This window comes from Streptomyces sp. NPDC051976 (genome assembly GCF_040680795.1).
Taxonomy (GTDB): domain Bacteria; phylum Actinomycetota; class Actinomycetes; order Streptomycetales; family Streptomycetaceae; genus Actinacidiphila.
In genome coordinates, this window is record NZ_JBFAXL010000033.1 from 46586 (window position 1) to 61170 (window position 14585).

Consider the following 14585-nt stretch of genomic DNA (forward strand, 5'->3'; position numbering starts at 1 on the left):
GTCAGTGGGGCGCGGGCCGCAGGGGCTGCCCCGTGCCCGGGCCGTCGGCCAGCAGCGGGCGCAGCCGGGTGGCGCGGAGCTTGTCCACGGCCGGGGCGGCCCGGCGGGCCGACAGGGTGAGCGGGGTGGCGACCAGGGCGCCGACGAGCAGGCCGACCAGCACGTCGTGCGGGTAGTGGACGCCGATCCACACCCGGGAGGCGGCCAGCAGCAGCGCGAAGGGCACGGCGGTCCAGCCGAGCAGGCGGCGGTCGGCCAGTACCAGCGCGACGGCCGCGGCGCCGGCGATCGCCGCGTGGTTGCTGGGGAAGGACCAGTCGCCGAGGGCCGGACAGGCCTCGACGGTGACGGTGTGCAGCGTCCGGCACGGCCGCTGCTCGTCGAAGATCGACTTCACCACGTCGTTGACCAGGTACGCGACCACGACGGTGAACGGTACGGACAGCGCCGTCGCCATCCGCGCGGAGTCCGCGGGCCGGGCCCGCCACCACACGAGCAGCATCAGGACGGCGAAGACGCCCAGACCGTAGTCGCTGAGGAACCGGATCACGTCGTTGAGCGGCTCGGGCGTGCGATGGGTGAGGTCGATGACCCAGCGGTACAGGCCCGCGTCGATCCGGGAGTTCACCGGCGCTCCGGGTCGGCGGTGGCCGGTGTGCCCGCGGGGGCGGCGCCGCCGCGGCGGCCGCGCCGGATCTCCAGGACCAGCGGGGTGAGCGACGCGATCACGATCAGCGCGACGATCGGCAGCAGGTAGGTGTCCACGTGCGGGATCGACGAGCCGAGCCCGTACCCGCCCAGCACCAGGCCGACGGTCCACACCGTGCCGCCCGCGATCTGCCAGACGGTGAAGGTGCGCACCGGCACGTTCAGGGTCCCGGCCAGCGGGTTCAGCACGGTGCGCACGATCGGGATGAAGCGGGCGAGGACGACGGCCTTGGCGTGCCCGTAGCGCTCCAGGAGCTCCGCGGCTCTGGCCGCGCCCTCGTGCAGCTTGCGGTTCTTGGTCCTGGCCAGCAGCGCGGGGCCGCCGCGGCGGCCGATCACGTATCCGGCCTGCGCGCCCAGCAGCGCGCCCGCGAGGGCGGCGACCAGCACCTGCCACAACGAGAGATGCACCACATCGGAGGCACCGGGGACGCAGAGCAGTCCCGCGGTGAAGAGGAGCGAGTCACCGGGCAGGAAGAAGCCCACCAGCAGGCCGGTCTCGGCGAACATCACGACGGCGATGCCGACCGCGCCGAAGGACGCCAGCAGGGAACTGGCGTCGAGCACGTTGACGGCCTGGTTCAGCACGGGCAGGGGCATGGCGGTGGAGCCCTCCCATAATGGGTTCCGGGGGCGCACACAGGCACCTCCGCCGACTACAGTCGTGTAGTCGGTCTACAAAACTGTAGACGACGGACCGGGAAGGGGCGTTCCATGCCGGAGGCCAACGCGGCGGCACGCCGCCCTTCGGGTGAGCTCGAAGCGAGTGTGCTGGCCGCTCTGTGGGCGGCCGACGGCCGCGCCCTCACCCCGGCGGACGTCCAGCGCGAACTCGGTACGGCGCTGGCCCGCACCACCGTCACCACGATCCTCGCCCGGCTGCACGAGAAGGGCTCGGTCAGCCGCACCCGCTCCGGCCGCGGCTACGCGTATCTGCCGGTGCAGGACTCGCCCGGGCTGGCCGCCCGGCGGATGCGCACCGAACTCGACAAGTCGGCCGAGGACGACCGCGGGACCGTACTGGCCCGCTTCGTCTCCCAGCTCGACCCGGACGACGAGCGGCTGCTGCGGGAGCTGCTGGCGCAGGCGGAGGGCGGGGAGCCCGGCCCGTCCGGCGCTTCGGACGCCTCCCGCGCCTCCGGCGACCGTACGGGTGAAGGCGGTACGCGGTGAACTACGCCGTCTGGGCGCCGCTGCTGGTGCCGCTGCTCGCCGCGCCCGCCGCCCGGCGGCTCGCCGACGCGCTGCCACCGCGGGCCGCGGCCTGGCTGCTGGCGGTCTCCGCGACGGCGCTGGCCGCGTGCAGCACCGCCGCGCTGTGCCTGCTCGCCGGGGCGGGGGCGCTGCGGCTGCCGCCGGTGGCCGCGTTCGGGCACCTCGTCCTACCGGTGGTCGGCGACCAGGAGACGGATCCGGCGGGGATCGTCGCCGCGGTGCTGCTCGCCGTCGTCGTGGCCACCCTCGTACGGACCTCGCGCCGCCATCTCGTGCTCGCCGCACGGGCCCGGCGGACCGCGGTGCGGGCCGGGATGGCCGCGGGCGACCTGACCGTCCTGCAGGATCCGGGGGCCGACGCGTACGCCCTGCCGGGCAGGCCGGGGCGGATCGTGGTCACCACCGGGATGCTGCGGGCGCTCGACCCGGCCGAGCGGGAGGCGCTGCTCGCCCACGAGCGGGCGCACCTCGCCGGGCGGCACCACCTCTTCCTCGCCGTGGTCGCCCTCGCCTGCGCCTGCCACCCGGCGCTGCGGATTCTGCGCGACCCGCTCTCGTACGCGCTGGAGCGCTGGGCCGACGAGGCCGCGGCCGCGGTCGTCGGGGACCGGCGGCTGGCCGCCCGGGCGATCGGGCGCGCCGCCCTCGCCGCCCGGCCGCTGCCCGGCCGCCCGCACGCGGCTCTCTCCGCCGCCACCGGTCCCGTTCCCCGCCGCGTCGCCGCCCTCCTCGCCCTCCCGCCCACCACCCCCCACCTCCTCCGCGCCCGCGCCCCCCGCGCCATAGCCGCCGTCCTCGCCACCTGCCTCGCCCTCTCCGCCGCCTCCGCACTCGACGCCGCCAGCGACCTCCACGGCACAATCGAAACGGCCCAAGGCGAATAACGCCTGCGGCGCGCTCGCGAAAGACCCGGGCTCCGTAGTGCCCCGATCGCTGCCCTTGCGGAAGGCCAGGCACCGGTAGTGCCCCGTAGGGGCGGGACGCGGGCTGCGCTTGCGGAGGGCCAGGCACCGTAGTGCCCCGTAGGGGCGCGGGGAACTGCGCGACCAGCCGTCGCGTGGCTGCAGGTCACCACCGGCCCCAATGGGGCAGACGCGTTGTTTCCCGACCACCGGCCCGGTGGGGCCTGAGCGCGCAGTTCCCCGCGCCCCTTCGGGGCGAGGTCCTCCTCGCGGGAGGCGACACTTGGGGGGTGGATGAGTTTGAGCGGGCGTTTGGCCGGGCCGTGGCGGCGGGTGGGGGTGAGGCGGAGGTGGATGGGGCTGCCTCGGTGCTGGCGGCAGCCGGAGAGCGGTGGGGGGAGGCCGCCGAGGGTGTGAGGGGGCGGGTGGTGCGGGAAGGGGTGGCCAGGGGGTGGGGCGAGGCCGACATGGTGCGGATGGCCGCGCGCGAGCTCGGCCCCCAGCACCAGCGGCTCGCCGCGAAGTTCGCGGAGAAGGACGGCGCCGGGCTGCCCGGCTTCGCCCGGGAAGAGCGCCTCGACCGCTTCTCGGCCGCCACCACCCTGGTGGAACTCCTCTGCCTGTACGCGCGGCTGCCCCGCATCACAGCCCTCACCCCCGCCGCCCCGGCGGTCCCGGCGACCCGCGGCGCCTCCCGCATGCTCGGCCGGATCCGCGCACTGCTGGCCAAGGCGGAGTCCACCGGCTTCCCGGAGGAAGCCGAGGCGCTGTCGGCCAAGGCCCAGCATCTGATGGCGCGGCACAGCATCGACGAGGCACTGGTGGCCGACCCGGGCCACGGCGGGCCGGGCGCGCGCCGGATCGGCGTGGACCGGCCCTACGAAGGGCCGAAAGCCCTCCTCCTGGACGCCGTCGCCGCGGCGAACCGCTGCCAGTCCGTCTGGTCCGCCGACTTCGGCTTCTCCACCGTCGTGGGCCACGAACCGGACCTCGACGCCGTAGAACTCCTCTACACCTCACTGCTCGTCCAGGCCGACCACGCCCTGCACCGCGGCCGCACCTCCCGCTCCCGCGACTTCCGCGAGTCCTTCCTGATCGCCTACGCGGCCCGGATCCGCGAACGGCTGGCCGCCGCCACCGCGGCGGAGGTCAGCGACTGCGCCCGCACCGCCACCGACCTCCTCCCGGCCCTGGCCGCCCGCGATCTCGCCGTCGAGGACACCACCCGCCGCCTCTTCCCGACGACCACCACGTCCCGCCTCAAGGGCCGCGACGCGGAAGGCTGGCGCCACGGCGAGTCCGCCGCCGACGGCGCCACCCTGCCCGGACGGAAGAGCTAGCCCCGTCGGTGGGCCAGGCACCGTAGTGCCCCGTAGGGGCGCGGGGAACTGCGCGCTCAGCCCCCACCGGGCCGGTGGTCGGGAGACAACGCGTCTGCCCCATTGGGGCCGGTGGTGACCTGCAGCCACGCGACGGCGGGCCGCGCAGTTCCCCGCGCCCCTAACGGGGCACCGCCCTCCGCAAGCGCAGCGCGCGTCACGCCGGGAGCGGGTCGAGGACCATCGGGCTGACGCGGCCCTCGATCATGGCGCCGAGGCCCTGGACGGCCACGGTGTCGGGGTGGTCGGCGACATGGACGGGCATACCGGTGGCCTGGCGGAGCATCAGGTCGAGGCCGGGCATGAGGGCGCTGCCTCCCGCGAGCATGATGCCCCGGTCGGCCAGGTCGGCGACCAGGTCGGGCGGGCAGACGCGCAGGACGGTGGTGATGGCGTCCAGCACGGACGTGAGCGGGGTGCGCATGGCGTGGCGCACGCCCTCCGTCTCGACGAGGACCGAGCGGGCCAGACCGCTCACCACGTCGCGGCCGTGCACCTCGGTGGTGACGGTGCCGCCGGCCGCCGGGCCACCGAGCATCTGGTGCAGCGGCCGCACCGACTGGCTGGGCAGCATCAGCTCGTGCGCGTTGCGCAGGTGCTGCACCACCGCCCGGTCGATCGCGTCGCCGCCGACCGGCACCGTCTCGGCCGCCACGATCGCCCCCAGCGACAGCACGGCCACCTGCGTCGTACCGGCGCCGCACACCACGATCATCGTGGCCTCGGGGTGCTCCACCGGCAGCCCGCTGCCGACGGCCGCGGCGATGAGGGTGTCGACCAGTTCCACCCGCCGGGCGCCGAGCCCGTACATCGTCTCGATGGCCGCCCGCCGGGCGATCGGCTCGCTGCCGTGCGGCATGCAGACCGCGGCCCGCAGCACCGGCATCCGGCGCCACCGCTTGCCCAGCTTGTCGCCGAGCACGTGCCGCAGCATCCGCTGCGCCATCGCGATATCGACGACCGCGCCGCTGGAGACCGGGCGGACCACCCGGATGTGGCTGGGGGTGCGCCCGGCCATCTGCTCGGCGCGGCCGCCGACGGCGATGAGCGCGCCGGTGCGGATGTCGAGCGCGGCCACGCTCGGCTCGTCGGCGACCATGCCGACGTTGCGTACGTAGACCCGTGTGCGGGCCGCGCCGATGTCCACGGCGACGGAGCAGCGGCGGAGTTGGTCGAGTGTGGGGCTGGCGGTCACAGCAGTCCTCCCGCGTGGGTGCCCGCGGGGCCGTGCCCCGGGTGGTAGGTGGACAGCGACCAGATGACGAAGATGTCGATGCCGATCATGATCACCGACCAGACCGGCTGGTACGGCAGGAACATGAAGTTGGCGACCATGCTCAGCCCGGCGATGAGCATGCCGCCGTAGCGGGACCAGGGCGCGCCCTGGCTGAGCAGCCCCCAGCCGACGACGACCGCGAGCACACCGAGGACCAGGTGGATCCAGCCCCAGGAGCTGACGTCGAACTTGTACGTGTAGTCGCCGCGCGTCACCAGGTAGACGGAGTCCTTCGAGATGCCCACGACGCCTTCGAGGATCGCCATCGCACCGCCGAACAGCATCAGCATCCCGGCGAAGAGAGTGCCGCCCGCCGCCCAGGCGGTCTCGCGCGGCGTGGGTTCCGGTGGTGTGTGCTGCCCCGGCGGGGGCGGCGGTGGCGTGGCGGCCTGGCTCATGCAAGCTCCCGAGATACGTCGGCGTCCACGGCGGGATGCCCATATCCGGCAATTACCCGCCTTAACGACAAAAGGATCTGACGATCTGTCGGATTTGTCGACCGGTCTTACGCCGTACAGGGAGCGGCCGTTCGGGCGTCGGGGCAGCACTGTTCCCCCGGACGGCGGAGCGCTGCCGCCACCCGGGGGATGCGGGGAATGCTGGGGCTACTGCGCGTCCTCCAGCCGGAAGCCGACCTTCAGGCCCACCTGGAAGTGCGCGACCTGACCGTCCTCGATGTGCCCGCGGACCTGGGTCACCTCGAACCAGTCCAGGCCGCGCAGCGTCTGCGAGGCACGCGCGACGCCGTTCTTGACCGCGTCGGCGATGCTGTCGTGCGAGGTGCCGACGATCTCGGTCACCCGGTAGGTGTGCTCGGACATGACGGTCCTGCCTTTCGGTGAGGTCCTCTCCACCGTGCCGCAGGTCCGGCCGCCCCGCACCCCGGGGACCGCCCGGGGGGTGCGGGGCGCGTCGTCAGTGGTGGAAGGCCGTCGCCACGTTCTCCGGGCGCTTCAAGGGCTGCGACTGGCGGCGCAGTTCCGGCAGCACCCGGTTGATGTCCTCCAGCAGCAGGTCGGCCAGGTCCTCCGAGAAGCCGTTGCGGCAGACGACCCGCAGCACCGCGAGGTCCTCCCGGTCGGCGGGGAAGGTGTACGCGGGCACCAGCCAGCCGTGCTCGCGCAGCCGCCGCGAGACGTCGAAGACGTCGAAGGACTTCACGTCCGGCGCGGTGGTGACCGCGAACACCGGCAGCTCGTCCCCGCTGGTGATCAGCCGGAAGTCCGGCAGCTCCGCGAACCGCGCCGCCACCGACCTGGCCACGTCACGGCTGTTCTGCTGCACCGCCCGGTACCCGTCCCAGCCCAGCCGCAGGAAGGTGTAGTACTGCGCGACCACCTGGGCGCCGGGCCGCGAGAAGTTCAGCGCGAAGGTCGGCATGTCGCCGCCGAGGTAGTTCACCCGGAAGACCAGCTCCTCGGGCAGCGCGTCCGCGTCACGCCACAGCGCCCAGCCGACACCCGGGTAGACCAGGCCGTACTTGTGCCCCGAGGTGTTGATGGACGCCACCCGCGGCAGCCGGAAGTCCCAGACCAGGTCCTCGTCCAGGAAGGGCGCGATCATGCCGCCCGAGGCGCCGTCGACGTGCACCGGCACATGGACGCCGGTCCGCTCCTCGTACGCGTCGAGCGCCGCGCAGATCTCCGCGACCGGCTCGTAGGAACCGTCGAAGGTCGAGCCGAGCACCGCGACCACACCGATGGTGTTCTCGTCGACCAGCGCCATCGCCGAGTCCGCGTCCAGGTGCAGCCGGTCGCCCTCCATGGGCGCCAGCCGCATCTCGACCTCCCAGAAGTTGGCGAACTTCTCCCAGCACACCTGCACGTTGGCGCCCATCACCAGGTTGGGCCTGGCGGTGGCCGGGTAGCCCGGGTTGCGCTTGATCCAGCGGCGCTTGAGCGCTATTCCGGCGAGCATGCACGCCTCGGACGAGCCGGTGGTGGAGCAGCCGACGGCGGTGCTGGGGTCGGGCGCGTTCCACAGGTCGGCGAGCATCGATACGCAACGCCGCTCCAGTTCCGCGGTGCGCGGGTACTCGTCCTTGTCGATCATGTTCTTGTCGGCGCACTCCGCCATCAGCACCGTGGCCTGGGGTTCCATCCAGGTGGTGACGAAGGTCGCCAGGTTCAGCCGCGCGTTGCCGTCCAGCATCAGCTCGTCGTGCACGAGCTGGTAGGCGGCGTGCGGCGACATCGGGCCGTCGGGGAGGCGGTGCTTGGGCGGCGCCGTGTGCATGCCGCCGATCGGATCGGCCTCCCCGAAGAACGGGTTGACGGAGATGTTGCGGGACGTGCCGGAGCCCTTGTGCAGCGACATGACAGCCTTCCGGTGAGTCGGCTTCCTCAGCGTGCCCAGTCTGTACACGCGTGCTGCCGCTGTCCGCCTCCGACGCGCGGGCGGCCGCTCCCGGTACGCCCGCCCCGCCCCGCCCCGGCTCCGCCCGTCCTAGCCCGCGCTGGCCAGCGACAGCTTCGCGGCGAAGCCCAGGAAGAGCGCCGCGGCGCCCGCGGAAAGACCTGCCGCCAGTCGCCGGCGGCGGCGGAAGGCCGCGGCCAGGTAGCTGCCGCCGAAGATCAGGACCGACAGGTACGTGATGCTGAAGAGCTGCGCCCAGGCGCCGAGGACCAGGAAGGACAGGGCCGGGTGCGCGTAGTCGGGATCGACGAACTGCACGAAGAAGGCGATGAAGAACAAGATCGCCTTCGGGTTGAACAGGCTGACCACCAGCGCCCGGCGGTAAGGGCGCTCGACGGCCTCGGCGGTGGGCCCGTCCGCGGCGGCCCCCTCGCGGTGCGAGACGCGCTCGCGCCACATCCGGCGGGCGCCGCGCAGCATCCCGACGGCCAGCCAGGTCAGATAGCCCGCACCGGCGAACTTCACCACGTCGAAGGCGAGCGGGCTCGCCTTCAGCAGCGACGCCACCCCGCCCGCGGACAGCACCATCAGCACGGTGTCCCCGCAGACCACCCCGGCTGCCGCCCGATAGGCGACCCGCGGCCCCCGCCGCGCCGCCACCGACACCACGTACAGCGAGTTCGGCCCGGGCAGCAGCACGATGAGGGCCAGCCCGGCCAGATACGTCGAGAGATCGGTAGTCCCCAGCATCGGACAAGTGTGCCACCCATTCCGGCCACCCCAGCCCGATTTTCTCCCACCCACCCGCCCTTCCCCGCCCCCGGGCGCAACCCTGGCCCGCGCTCGCGGTGCGGGATCCTGGCCGGGTCCGTGCGGTCGGGCCGCCGTCTCATCGCCCGCCCGGCGAGGGGCTTGCACCTCACGTGGCGTGAGGTCCGAGGGTGGGGTCTGACGGAAGGAGGAAGTCATGGGGTACTCGGTCGGCCAGGTCGCGGCCTTCGCGGGCGTCACCGTGCGCACGCTGCACCACTACGACGAGATCGGGCTGCTGCGGCCCGGCGGGCGCAGTCACGCCGGGCACCGGCGGTACGACGACACCGATCTCGACCGGCTGCAGCAGATCCTGTTCTACCGGGAGCTCGGCTTCCCCCTCGACGAGGTCGCGGCGCTGCTGGACGACCCCGACGCGGACCCCGCGGCGCATCTGCGCCGCCAGCACGAGCTGCTGTCCGCGCGGATCGGGAAGCTCCAGGAGATGGCCGCGGCCGTGGAACGCGCCATGGAGGCACGGAAGATGGGCATCAACCTCACACCCGAGGAGCGGTTCGAGGTCTTCGGCGAGCACGACCCCGAGCAGTACGCCGACGAGGTCAGGGAACGCTGGGGCAGCACCGAGGCGTACGCGCAGTCGCAGGCGCGCACCGCCACGTACACCAAGGAGGACTGGCTGCGGATCCAGGCGGAGCAGGAGGAGTGGAACGGCCGGATCGCCGCCGCGCTGGGCGCGGGGGAGCCCGCCGACGGCGAGCGGGCGATGGACCTCGCCGAGGAGCACCGGCGGACCATCTCCCGGCTCTACTACGAGTGCGGCTACGACATCCACACCGGGCTCGCCTCGATGTACGTCGCCGACCCGCGCTTCACCGCCTACTACGAGCAGATCGCGCCGGGCCTGGCCCAGTACCTGCACGACGCGATCATGGCCAACGCGCTACGCCACGTCTGACGGGGACAGCACCACGGCCGTGCCGTAGGCGCAGACCTCGGTGCCCACGTCCGCGGCCTCCGTCACGTCGAAGCGCATGGTGAGCACGGCGTTGGCGCCGCGCGCCTTCGCCTGCTCGACCAGGCGCTCCATCGCCTGGTTACGGGTCTGCACGAGTGTCTTCGTCAGACCCTTCAGCTCGCCGCCGACCATCGACTTCAGCCCGGCGCCGATCTGGCTGCCCAGATGCCGGGAGCGGACGGTGAGGCCGAAGACCTCACCGATGACCCGCTCCACCCGGAAACCCGGGGCGTCGTTCGTGGTCACGACGAGGAAGTCCGCGCCCTGCGCCTGCCCGCCGCCGTACTCTTCGATACCCATAACCGCAGCCTGCGCCAGCCCTCCCGCCCGCGCACCCGTGACTACTCCAGTCGCGGCTGCTGGGCGGGGGCCGGGCAGATGCGGCGGCCCTCGTGGTCGAAGACGTAGAGATGGGCGAGGTCGACCAGCAGCGGGACGCGGTCGCCGCGCCGGACCCGGATGTCGGGTCCGGTGCGGACCACCAGGTCGCCGGTCTGGGTCTCCGGCGCCCCCGCCGGGCGCTCCATCACCGACACCGGCGCCTGGCCCGGGGCGTGCGTGGGCCGCGGCGGCACCTCGGGCCCGGAGTCGCGCTCCATCACCGACGCCTGGATGCGGCGGGCCGCCTTCTGCGCGAGCTTGCCGATCCCGCCGGAGCCGTTCGCCGCCCGGCGGGCCGCCGAACGCGTCGCCGACGGCTTGGGCCGCGGCGCCTCCAGCTCCGGCACCACGGCGGGCCGCGAGCCGGTGTTGAGGTGCACCAGCGACTCGTGCCCCTGGTACTCCACGTGCTCGACGATCCCGCTGAGCACCACCTCGCCGGCGTGCGCCTGGCTCGGCTGGGCGATCCGCACGGCCTCGGACCGCAGGCCGACGATGATCCGCCTGCCCTGCTGGATCCGGAGCATCTGGTGGTCCAGGCTCAGCGGCTCCGGCAGGCCCAGCCGCTGCCGCCCGAAGTCGATCCACATCCCGCCGCCGAGCGGCGCCAGCACGGTCGCCTGCAGCAGATTGATCCTCGGGGTGCCGACGAAGGCCGCCACGAAGACGTTCTCGGGCAGGTGGTACGCCTCACGCGGGCTGCTGAGCTGCTGCAGCACACCGCTGCGCATGATCGCCACGCGGTCGCCGAGCGACATCGCCTCGGCCTGGTCGTGCGTGACGTACACCGTGGTCACGCCCATGCCGTGGGTCAGCCGGGCGATCTCCGCGCGCAGGTGCGCCCGCAGCTTGGCGTCGAGGTTCGACAGCGGCTCGTCCATCAGGAAGACCGACGGGTGCCGGGAGATCGCCCGGCCCATCGCCACCCGCTGCCGCTCGCCGCCGGAGAGCTGGCCGGGGTAGCGGTCCAGGATCTCCTCGATGCCGAGGATCCTGGCGGTCTCGTCGACCCGCGGGCCGTGCTCCTCGCCGGGCATCTCGAAGCGCAGCGGGAAGCCGATGTTCTCCCTGCTGGTCATGCTCGGGTACAGCGCGAAGTTCTGGAACACCATCGCCATCCGGCGGTCGCCGGGCGCGAGGTCGTTGGAGTACTCGCCGTCGAGCAGCAGTTCGCCGGTGGTGATGTCCTCCAGGCCCGCGATCATCCGCAGAACGGTCGACTTGCCGCAGCCGGACGGCCCGAGCAGCACCAGGAACTCCCCTGGCGCGATGTCGAGCGAGAACCGGTCCACGGCCGGTGACGGCTGTTTGGGGTAGTACTTCGAAACTTCGTGCAGGGTGATAGCGCGAGTCATAACGGGAGCCGCCAGGTGGTCGGACGCGGTGACGGGGCACGTGGGGGGAGACTTGCGAAACTTGCGGTGGTGCGCGGGTGACACTGCGGAGAAGGTAGTCCACCGACCGCAGGTTGCGGAACGTTTGTATCAACACTGGATTGATACTTTTGGTCCGTGACGAATCTCGCGCTGGGCCCGAGCTGGCTCGACCCCGACCACCTCATCAACACCTACGGCCTGTGGGGCGTGCTGCTGATCGTGTTCGCGGAGTCGGGTCTGCTCATCGGATTCTTCCTGCCCGGCGACTCCCTGCTGTTCACGACGGGTCTGCTGGTCGCGACCGGCACCCTGCACCAGCCGCTGGCACTGGTGGCCGCGCTGATCGCCGTCGCCGCGGTGGCGGGCCAGCAGGTCGGCTATCTGTTCGGGCGGAAGGTCGGGCCCTCGCTCTTCCGGCGCCCGGAATCGCGCCTGTTCAAGATGGAGAACATCGAGAAGGCGCACGCATTCTTCGAACATCACGGCCCGAAGGCCATCGTGATGGCCTGCTTCGTCCCGATCGTTCGAACGTTCACCCCGATCGTCGCAGGCGTCAGCCGGATGAACTACCGCACCTTTGTCACCTTCAACCTCATCGGTGGCACGCTCTGGGGCGCGGGCGTCACGCTTCTCGGTTACTGGCTCGGGCAGATCGATTTCGTCCACAAGAACATCGAGGCGATGCTCGTCCTCGTGGTGCTCCTCTCGGTCGTGCCGATCGGCATCGAGTACCTGCGCTCGCGCGGCAAGGCCAAGAAGGCCGCCGCCTCGGGCGAGGACGGCGTCCCCGGGCCGCCGACCGGCTCCTCCGAGGGTTCGGCGGTGCCCGCCGCGGGGCGCTCCGCCGGGCGGCACCGCGCGCAGAAGCGCTGACCACGGGCACATTCGGGCACACTGCTGGCAGCATCGCGAGATGAGGGGGACCAGGGAAGACCGCGGAAAGGGAGTGAGACCGGTGTCCGACGACGTGCCGTCCGTACCTCCCGGGCCTCCCGTACCTCCCGTACCTCCCGTGCGGTCGGGCCAGGCCGCGCAGCCCGCACAGCCCGTGCGCACCGCCACCGAACAGCTCCGCTCCGAGTTCACCCCGCCCACCGGCATCCCGCTGCCCCCGACGGCCCTGCTGCCCCCGGACGACGGGCGCTGGCAGGACCGGATGCGGGTCATGGTCCGGATCCCCGTCGCCGAGCGGCCCACCCCCGAACTCCCCGCCGACCGGCCGGAGTCCGGCCCGTCGGTCTCCGTGCCGCGCGTCCTCGACCTCACCCTGCGGATCGGCGAGCTGCTGCTGTCCGGCGGTGAGGGCGCCGAGGACGTCGAGGCGGCCATGCTGGGCGTGGCCTTCGCGTACGGTCTCGCCCGCGTCGAGCCGAACGTCACCTTCACGCTGCTGGGCATCTCGTACCAGCCGTCGCTGACCGACATGCCGGTCACCATGAGCCGTACCGTGCGCCGCCGCGGCACCGACTACACCCGGCTGGCGGCGGTCTACCAGCTCGTCGACGAGATCACCGCGCACAAGGCGACGCTGGAGGAGGCGTACCGCCACCTCGCCGACATCCGCCGCAACCGGCATCCGTACGGCGGCTGGTTCCTCACCGGCGCCGCGGGGCTGCTCGCGGGCGCGGCCAGCGTGCTGGTCGGCGGCACCCCGATCATCTTCGTGGCCGCGGCGCTGGCCGCGATGCTCGGCGACCGGCTGGCGTGGCTGCTGGCCGGGCGCGGCATCCCGGAGTTCTACCAGTTCGCGGCGGCCGCGATGCCCGCCGCCGCGATGGGTGTCGTGGTCGACCGCTACGCCGAGTGGATCCCCGGGGCCAACAACGTCCAGGCGTCCGCCGTCATCACCGGTGGGCTCTTCGCGCTGCTGCCCGGCCGCGCCCTCGTCGCCGCCGTCCAGGACGGCCTGACCGGCTTCTACATCACCGCGTCCGCCCGGCTGCTGGAGGTGATGTACCTGGTCGTCGGCATCGTCATCGGCGTCACCCTGATCCTCTACGCGGGCGTCTCGCTGGGCACGAACCTCAACCCCGACCAGGCGCTGCGGGCGTACGACCACCCGTGGGTGCAGCTGCTGTCCGCGATGGTGCTGACGCTGGCCTTCGCGGTGCTGCTGCAGTGCGAGCGCGGTGTGCTGCTGCTCACCACGGTCAACGGCGGCATCGCCTGGACCGTCTACGGCGTCCTGCACCAGCAGGCGGGGGGCAACCAGGTCGCCGCCACCGCCGCCGCGGCCGGGCTCGTCGGCCTCTTCGGCCAGCTCATGGCCCGCTACCGGTACGTGTCCGTGCTGCCGTACGTCACCGCGGCGATCGGGCCGCTGCTGCCGGGCTCCGCGACCTACTTCGGGCTGCTCGCGCTCACCCAGAAGCACACCGACCAGGGGTTCGTGCTGCTCACCCGGGCCGCGGCGCTCGCCCTGGCCATCGCGATCGGGGTGAACCTCGGCGGTGAGATCGCCCGGCTCGCCCTGAAGACGCCGGGTCCGGCGGGGCCGCGCGGCGCGGCGAAGCGGACCCGCGGGTTCTGAGCCGGCCCGCGGCGGTCCCGCACGGCGGAACGCCCGGCAGGCCGGCGATCCGGCCTGCCGGGCGTTCCGGCGGGAAAGGGTGACCGGGCCGGGGCCCGGCCGGTGCTGCGGTCAGTGACCGCCGCCGCTGGCCTTGAGGCGGCGGAAGGACTCCTCGATCTCCGCCTCGGCCTCCATCCGGCCGACCCAGTTGGCGCCCTCGACGGACTTGCCGGGCTCCAGGTCCTTGTAGACCTCGAAGAAGTGCTGGATCTCCAGCCGGTCGAACTCGCTGACGTGGTGGATGTCACGCAGGTGCTCCACCCGCGGGTCGGACGCGGGCACGCACAGCACCTTGTCGTCGCCGCCCGCCTCGTCGGTCATGCGGAACATGCCGATCGCGCGGCAGGTGATGAGACAGCCGGGGAAGGTCGGCTCGTCCAGGATGACCAGCGCGTCCAGCGGGTCGCCGTCCTCGCCGAGGGTGTTCTCGACGAAGCCGTAGTCGGCCGGGTAGCTGGTCGAGGTGAAGAGCCGGCGGTCCAGGCGGATACGACCGGTCTCGTGGTCCACCTCGTACTTGTTCCGCGAACCCTTCGGGATCTCGATCGTGACGTCGAACTCCAAGGCCCTACTCCTCCATGATCAGCGCATACTGCGGGTGATTAAGTGTCTCCCACGCAGGTGTGTGGTCGCGA

General features: G+C 72.7%; 16 protein-coding genes. 6 read left to right on the top strand and 10 right to left on the bottom strand.

What is annotated here, in order from left to right:
• Position 1: 1 nt before the first annotated feature.
• Both AB0M29_RS28020 and AB0M29_RS28025 read right to left on the bottom strand, forming a co-directional pair.
• Complete coding sequence (locus AB0M29_RS28020) at positions 2-628, bottom strand: phosphatase PAP2 family protein (RefSeq protein WP_365387426.1); 627 nt, start codon at positions 626-628, stop codon at positions 2-4.
• Positions 625-1308, bottom strand: coding sequence for a DedA family protein (locus tag AB0M29_RS28025; protein WP_365387428.1), 684 nt, complete (start codon positions 1306-1308; stop codon positions 625-627). The genes AB0M29_RS28020 and AB0M29_RS28025 overlap by 4 nt, the downstream gene beginning before the upstream one ends.
• A gap of 114 nt (positions 1309-1422) precedes the next feature.
• On the opposite strand from AB0M29_RS28025, the gene AB0M29_RS28030 reads away from it, so the two are divergent.
• The 3 genes from AB0M29_RS28030 to AB0M29_RS28040 all read left to right on the top strand — a co-directional run bounded on the left by AB0M29_RS28030 (position 1423) and on the right by AB0M29_RS28040 (position 4165).
• The gene (locus tag AB0M29_RS28030) at positions 1423-1881 is read left to right on the top strand and encodes a BlaI/MecI/CopY family transcriptional regulator (protein ID WP_365387430.1); all 459 of its coding nucleotides are present in this window, start codon (positions 1423-1425) and stop codon (positions 1879-1881) included.
• Entirely contained in the window at positions 1878-2807 is a 930-nt protein-coding gene (locus tag AB0M29_RS28035) for a M56 family metallopeptidase (protein WP_365387431.1), read from the top strand. Before AB0M29_RS28030 ends, AB0M29_RS28035 begins: the two co-directional genes overlap by 4 nt.
• A 368-nt stretch (positions 2808-3175) precedes the next feature.
• Positions 3176-4165 (top strand): DUF2786 domain-containing protein, encoded by a 990-nt coding sequence (locus tag AB0M29_RS28040; protein WP_365387434.1) that lies wholly within the window; start codon positions 3176-3178, stop codon positions 4163-4165.
• 196 nt (positions 4166-4361) lie between these two features.
• Here the strand turns inward: AB0M29_RS28040 and AB0M29_RS28045 are convergent, their stop codons facing one another.
• The 5 genes from AB0M29_RS28045 to leuE all read right to left on the bottom strand — a co-directional run bounded on the left by AB0M29_RS28045 (position 4362) and on the right by leuE (position 8585).
• Entirely contained in the window at positions 4362-5399 is a 1038-nt protein-coding gene (locus tag AB0M29_RS28045) for a rod shape-determining protein (RefSeq protein WP_365387436.1), read from the bottom strand.
• A complete protein-coding gene (locus AB0M29_RS28050) occupies positions 5396-5878 on the bottom strand; it encodes a hypothetical protein (RefSeq protein WP_365387438.1) in 483 nt (160 codons plus the stop codon). The genes AB0M29_RS28045 and AB0M29_RS28050 overlap by 4 nt, the downstream gene beginning before the upstream one ends.
• Positions 5879-6085: 207 nt before the next feature.
• Positions 6086-6301 carry a dodecin gene (locus AB0M29_RS28055; protein ID WP_365387441.1) on the bottom strand — a complete coding sequence of 72 codons (216 nt, stop codon included), beginning with the start codon at positions 6299-6301 and terminating at the stop codon, positions 6086-6088.
• A gap of 94 nt (positions 6302-6395) precedes the next feature.
• A complete protein-coding gene (locus AB0M29_RS28060) occupies positions 6396-7796 on the bottom strand; it encodes a glutamate decarboxylase (RefSeq protein ID WP_365387444.1) in 1401 nt (466 codons plus the stop codon).
• A gap of 129 nt (positions 7797-7925) precedes the next feature.
• Entirely contained in the window at positions 7926-8585 is a 660-nt protein-coding gene (gene leuE, locus AB0M29_RS28065) for a leucine efflux protein LeuE (protein WP_365387445.1), read from the bottom strand.
• Positions 8586-8802: 217 nt separating this feature from the next.
• On the opposite strand from leuE, the gene AB0M29_RS28070 reads away from it, so the two are divergent.
• On the top strand, positions 8803-9561 hold the full coding sequence (locus AB0M29_RS28070; protein WP_365387448.1) for a MerR family transcriptional regulator: 759 nt from the start codon (positions 8803-8805) through the stop codon (positions 9559-9561).
• Here the strand turns inward: AB0M29_RS28070 and AB0M29_RS28075 are convergent.
• Together AB0M29_RS28075 and AB0M29_RS28080 are read right to left on the bottom strand one after the other, a co-directional pair.
• On the bottom strand, positions 9547-9921 hold the full coding sequence (locus tag AB0M29_RS28075; RefSeq protein WP_365387450.1) for a YbjQ family protein: 375 nt from the start codon (positions 9919-9921) through the stop codon (positions 9547-9549). The genes AB0M29_RS28070 and AB0M29_RS28075 overlap by 15 nt on opposite strands.
• A gap of 41 nt (positions 9922-9962) precedes the next feature.
• Entirely contained in the window at positions 9963-11357 is a 1395-nt protein-coding gene (locus AB0M29_RS28080) for an ABC transporter ATP-binding protein (RefSeq protein ID WP_365387452.1), read from the bottom strand.
• A gap of 156 nt (positions 11358-11513) precedes the next feature.
• On the opposite strand from AB0M29_RS28080, the gene AB0M29_RS28085 reads away from it, so the two are divergent.
• Positions 11514-12251, top strand: coding sequence for a VTT domain-containing protein (locus AB0M29_RS28085; RefSeq protein WP_365387455.1), 738 nt, complete (start codon positions 11514-11516; stop codon positions 12249-12251).
• A gap of 139 nt (positions 12252-12390) precedes the next feature.
• Positions 12391-13908: a threonine/serine exporter family protein gene (locus AB0M29_RS28090; RefSeq protein ID WP_365387457.1), complete on the top strand. Its 1518-nt coding sequence runs from the start codon at positions 12391-12393 to the stop codon at positions 13906-13908.
• 111 nt (positions 13909-14019) lie between these two features.
• Here AB0M29_RS28090 and AB0M29_RS28095 read toward each other — a convergent pair whose 3' ends face one another.
• Positions 14020-14514: an inorganic diphosphatase gene (locus tag AB0M29_RS28095; protein WP_365387458.1), complete on the bottom strand. Its 495-nt coding sequence runs from the start codon at positions 14512-14514 to the stop codon at positions 14020-14022.
• Positions 14515-14585: the final 71 nt, after the last annotated feature.

What these genes read in the sequence shown, in the direction of transcription:
- AB0M29_RS28050 (WP_365387438.1), bottom strand. Translation starts at nt 5,878, where the DNA reads ATGAGCCAGGCCGCCACGCCACCGCCGCCCCCGCCGGGGCAGCACACA.
- AB0M29_RS28070 (WP_365387448.1), top strand. Translation starts at nt 8,803, where the DNA reads ATGGGGTACTCGGTCGGCCAGGTCGCGGCCTTCGCGGGCGTCACCGTG.
- AB0M29_RS28080 (WP_365387452.1), bottom strand. Translation starts at nt 11,357, where the DNA reads ATGACTCGCGCTATCACCCTGCACGAAGTTTCGAAGTACTACCCCAAA.
- AB0M29_RS28060 (WP_365387444.1), bottom strand. Translation starts at nt 7,796, where the DNA reads ATGTCGCTGCACAAGGGCTCCGGCACGTCCCGCAACATCTCCGTCAAC.
- AB0M29_RS28030 (WP_365387430.1), top strand. Translation starts at nt 1,423, where the DNA reads ATGCCGGAGGCCAACGCGGCGGCACGCCGCCCTTCGGGTGAGCTCGAA.
- AB0M29_RS28055 (WP_365387441.1), bottom strand. Translation starts at nt 6,301, where the DNA reads ATGTCCGAGCACACCTACCGGGTGACCGAGATCGTCGGCACCTCGCAC.
- AB0M29_RS28075 (WP_365387450.1), bottom strand. Translation starts at nt 9,921, where the DNA reads ATGGGTATCGAAGAGTACGGCGGCGGGCAGGCGCAGGGCGCGGACTTC.
- AB0M29_RS28025 (WP_365387428.1), bottom strand. Translation starts at nt 1,308, where the DNA reads ATGCCCCTGCCCGTGCTGAACCAGGCCGTCAACGTGCTCGACGCCAGT.
- leuE (WP_365387445.1), bottom strand. Translation starts at nt 8,585, where the DNA reads ATGCTGGGGACTACCGATCTCTCGACGTATCTGGCCGGGCTGGCCCTC.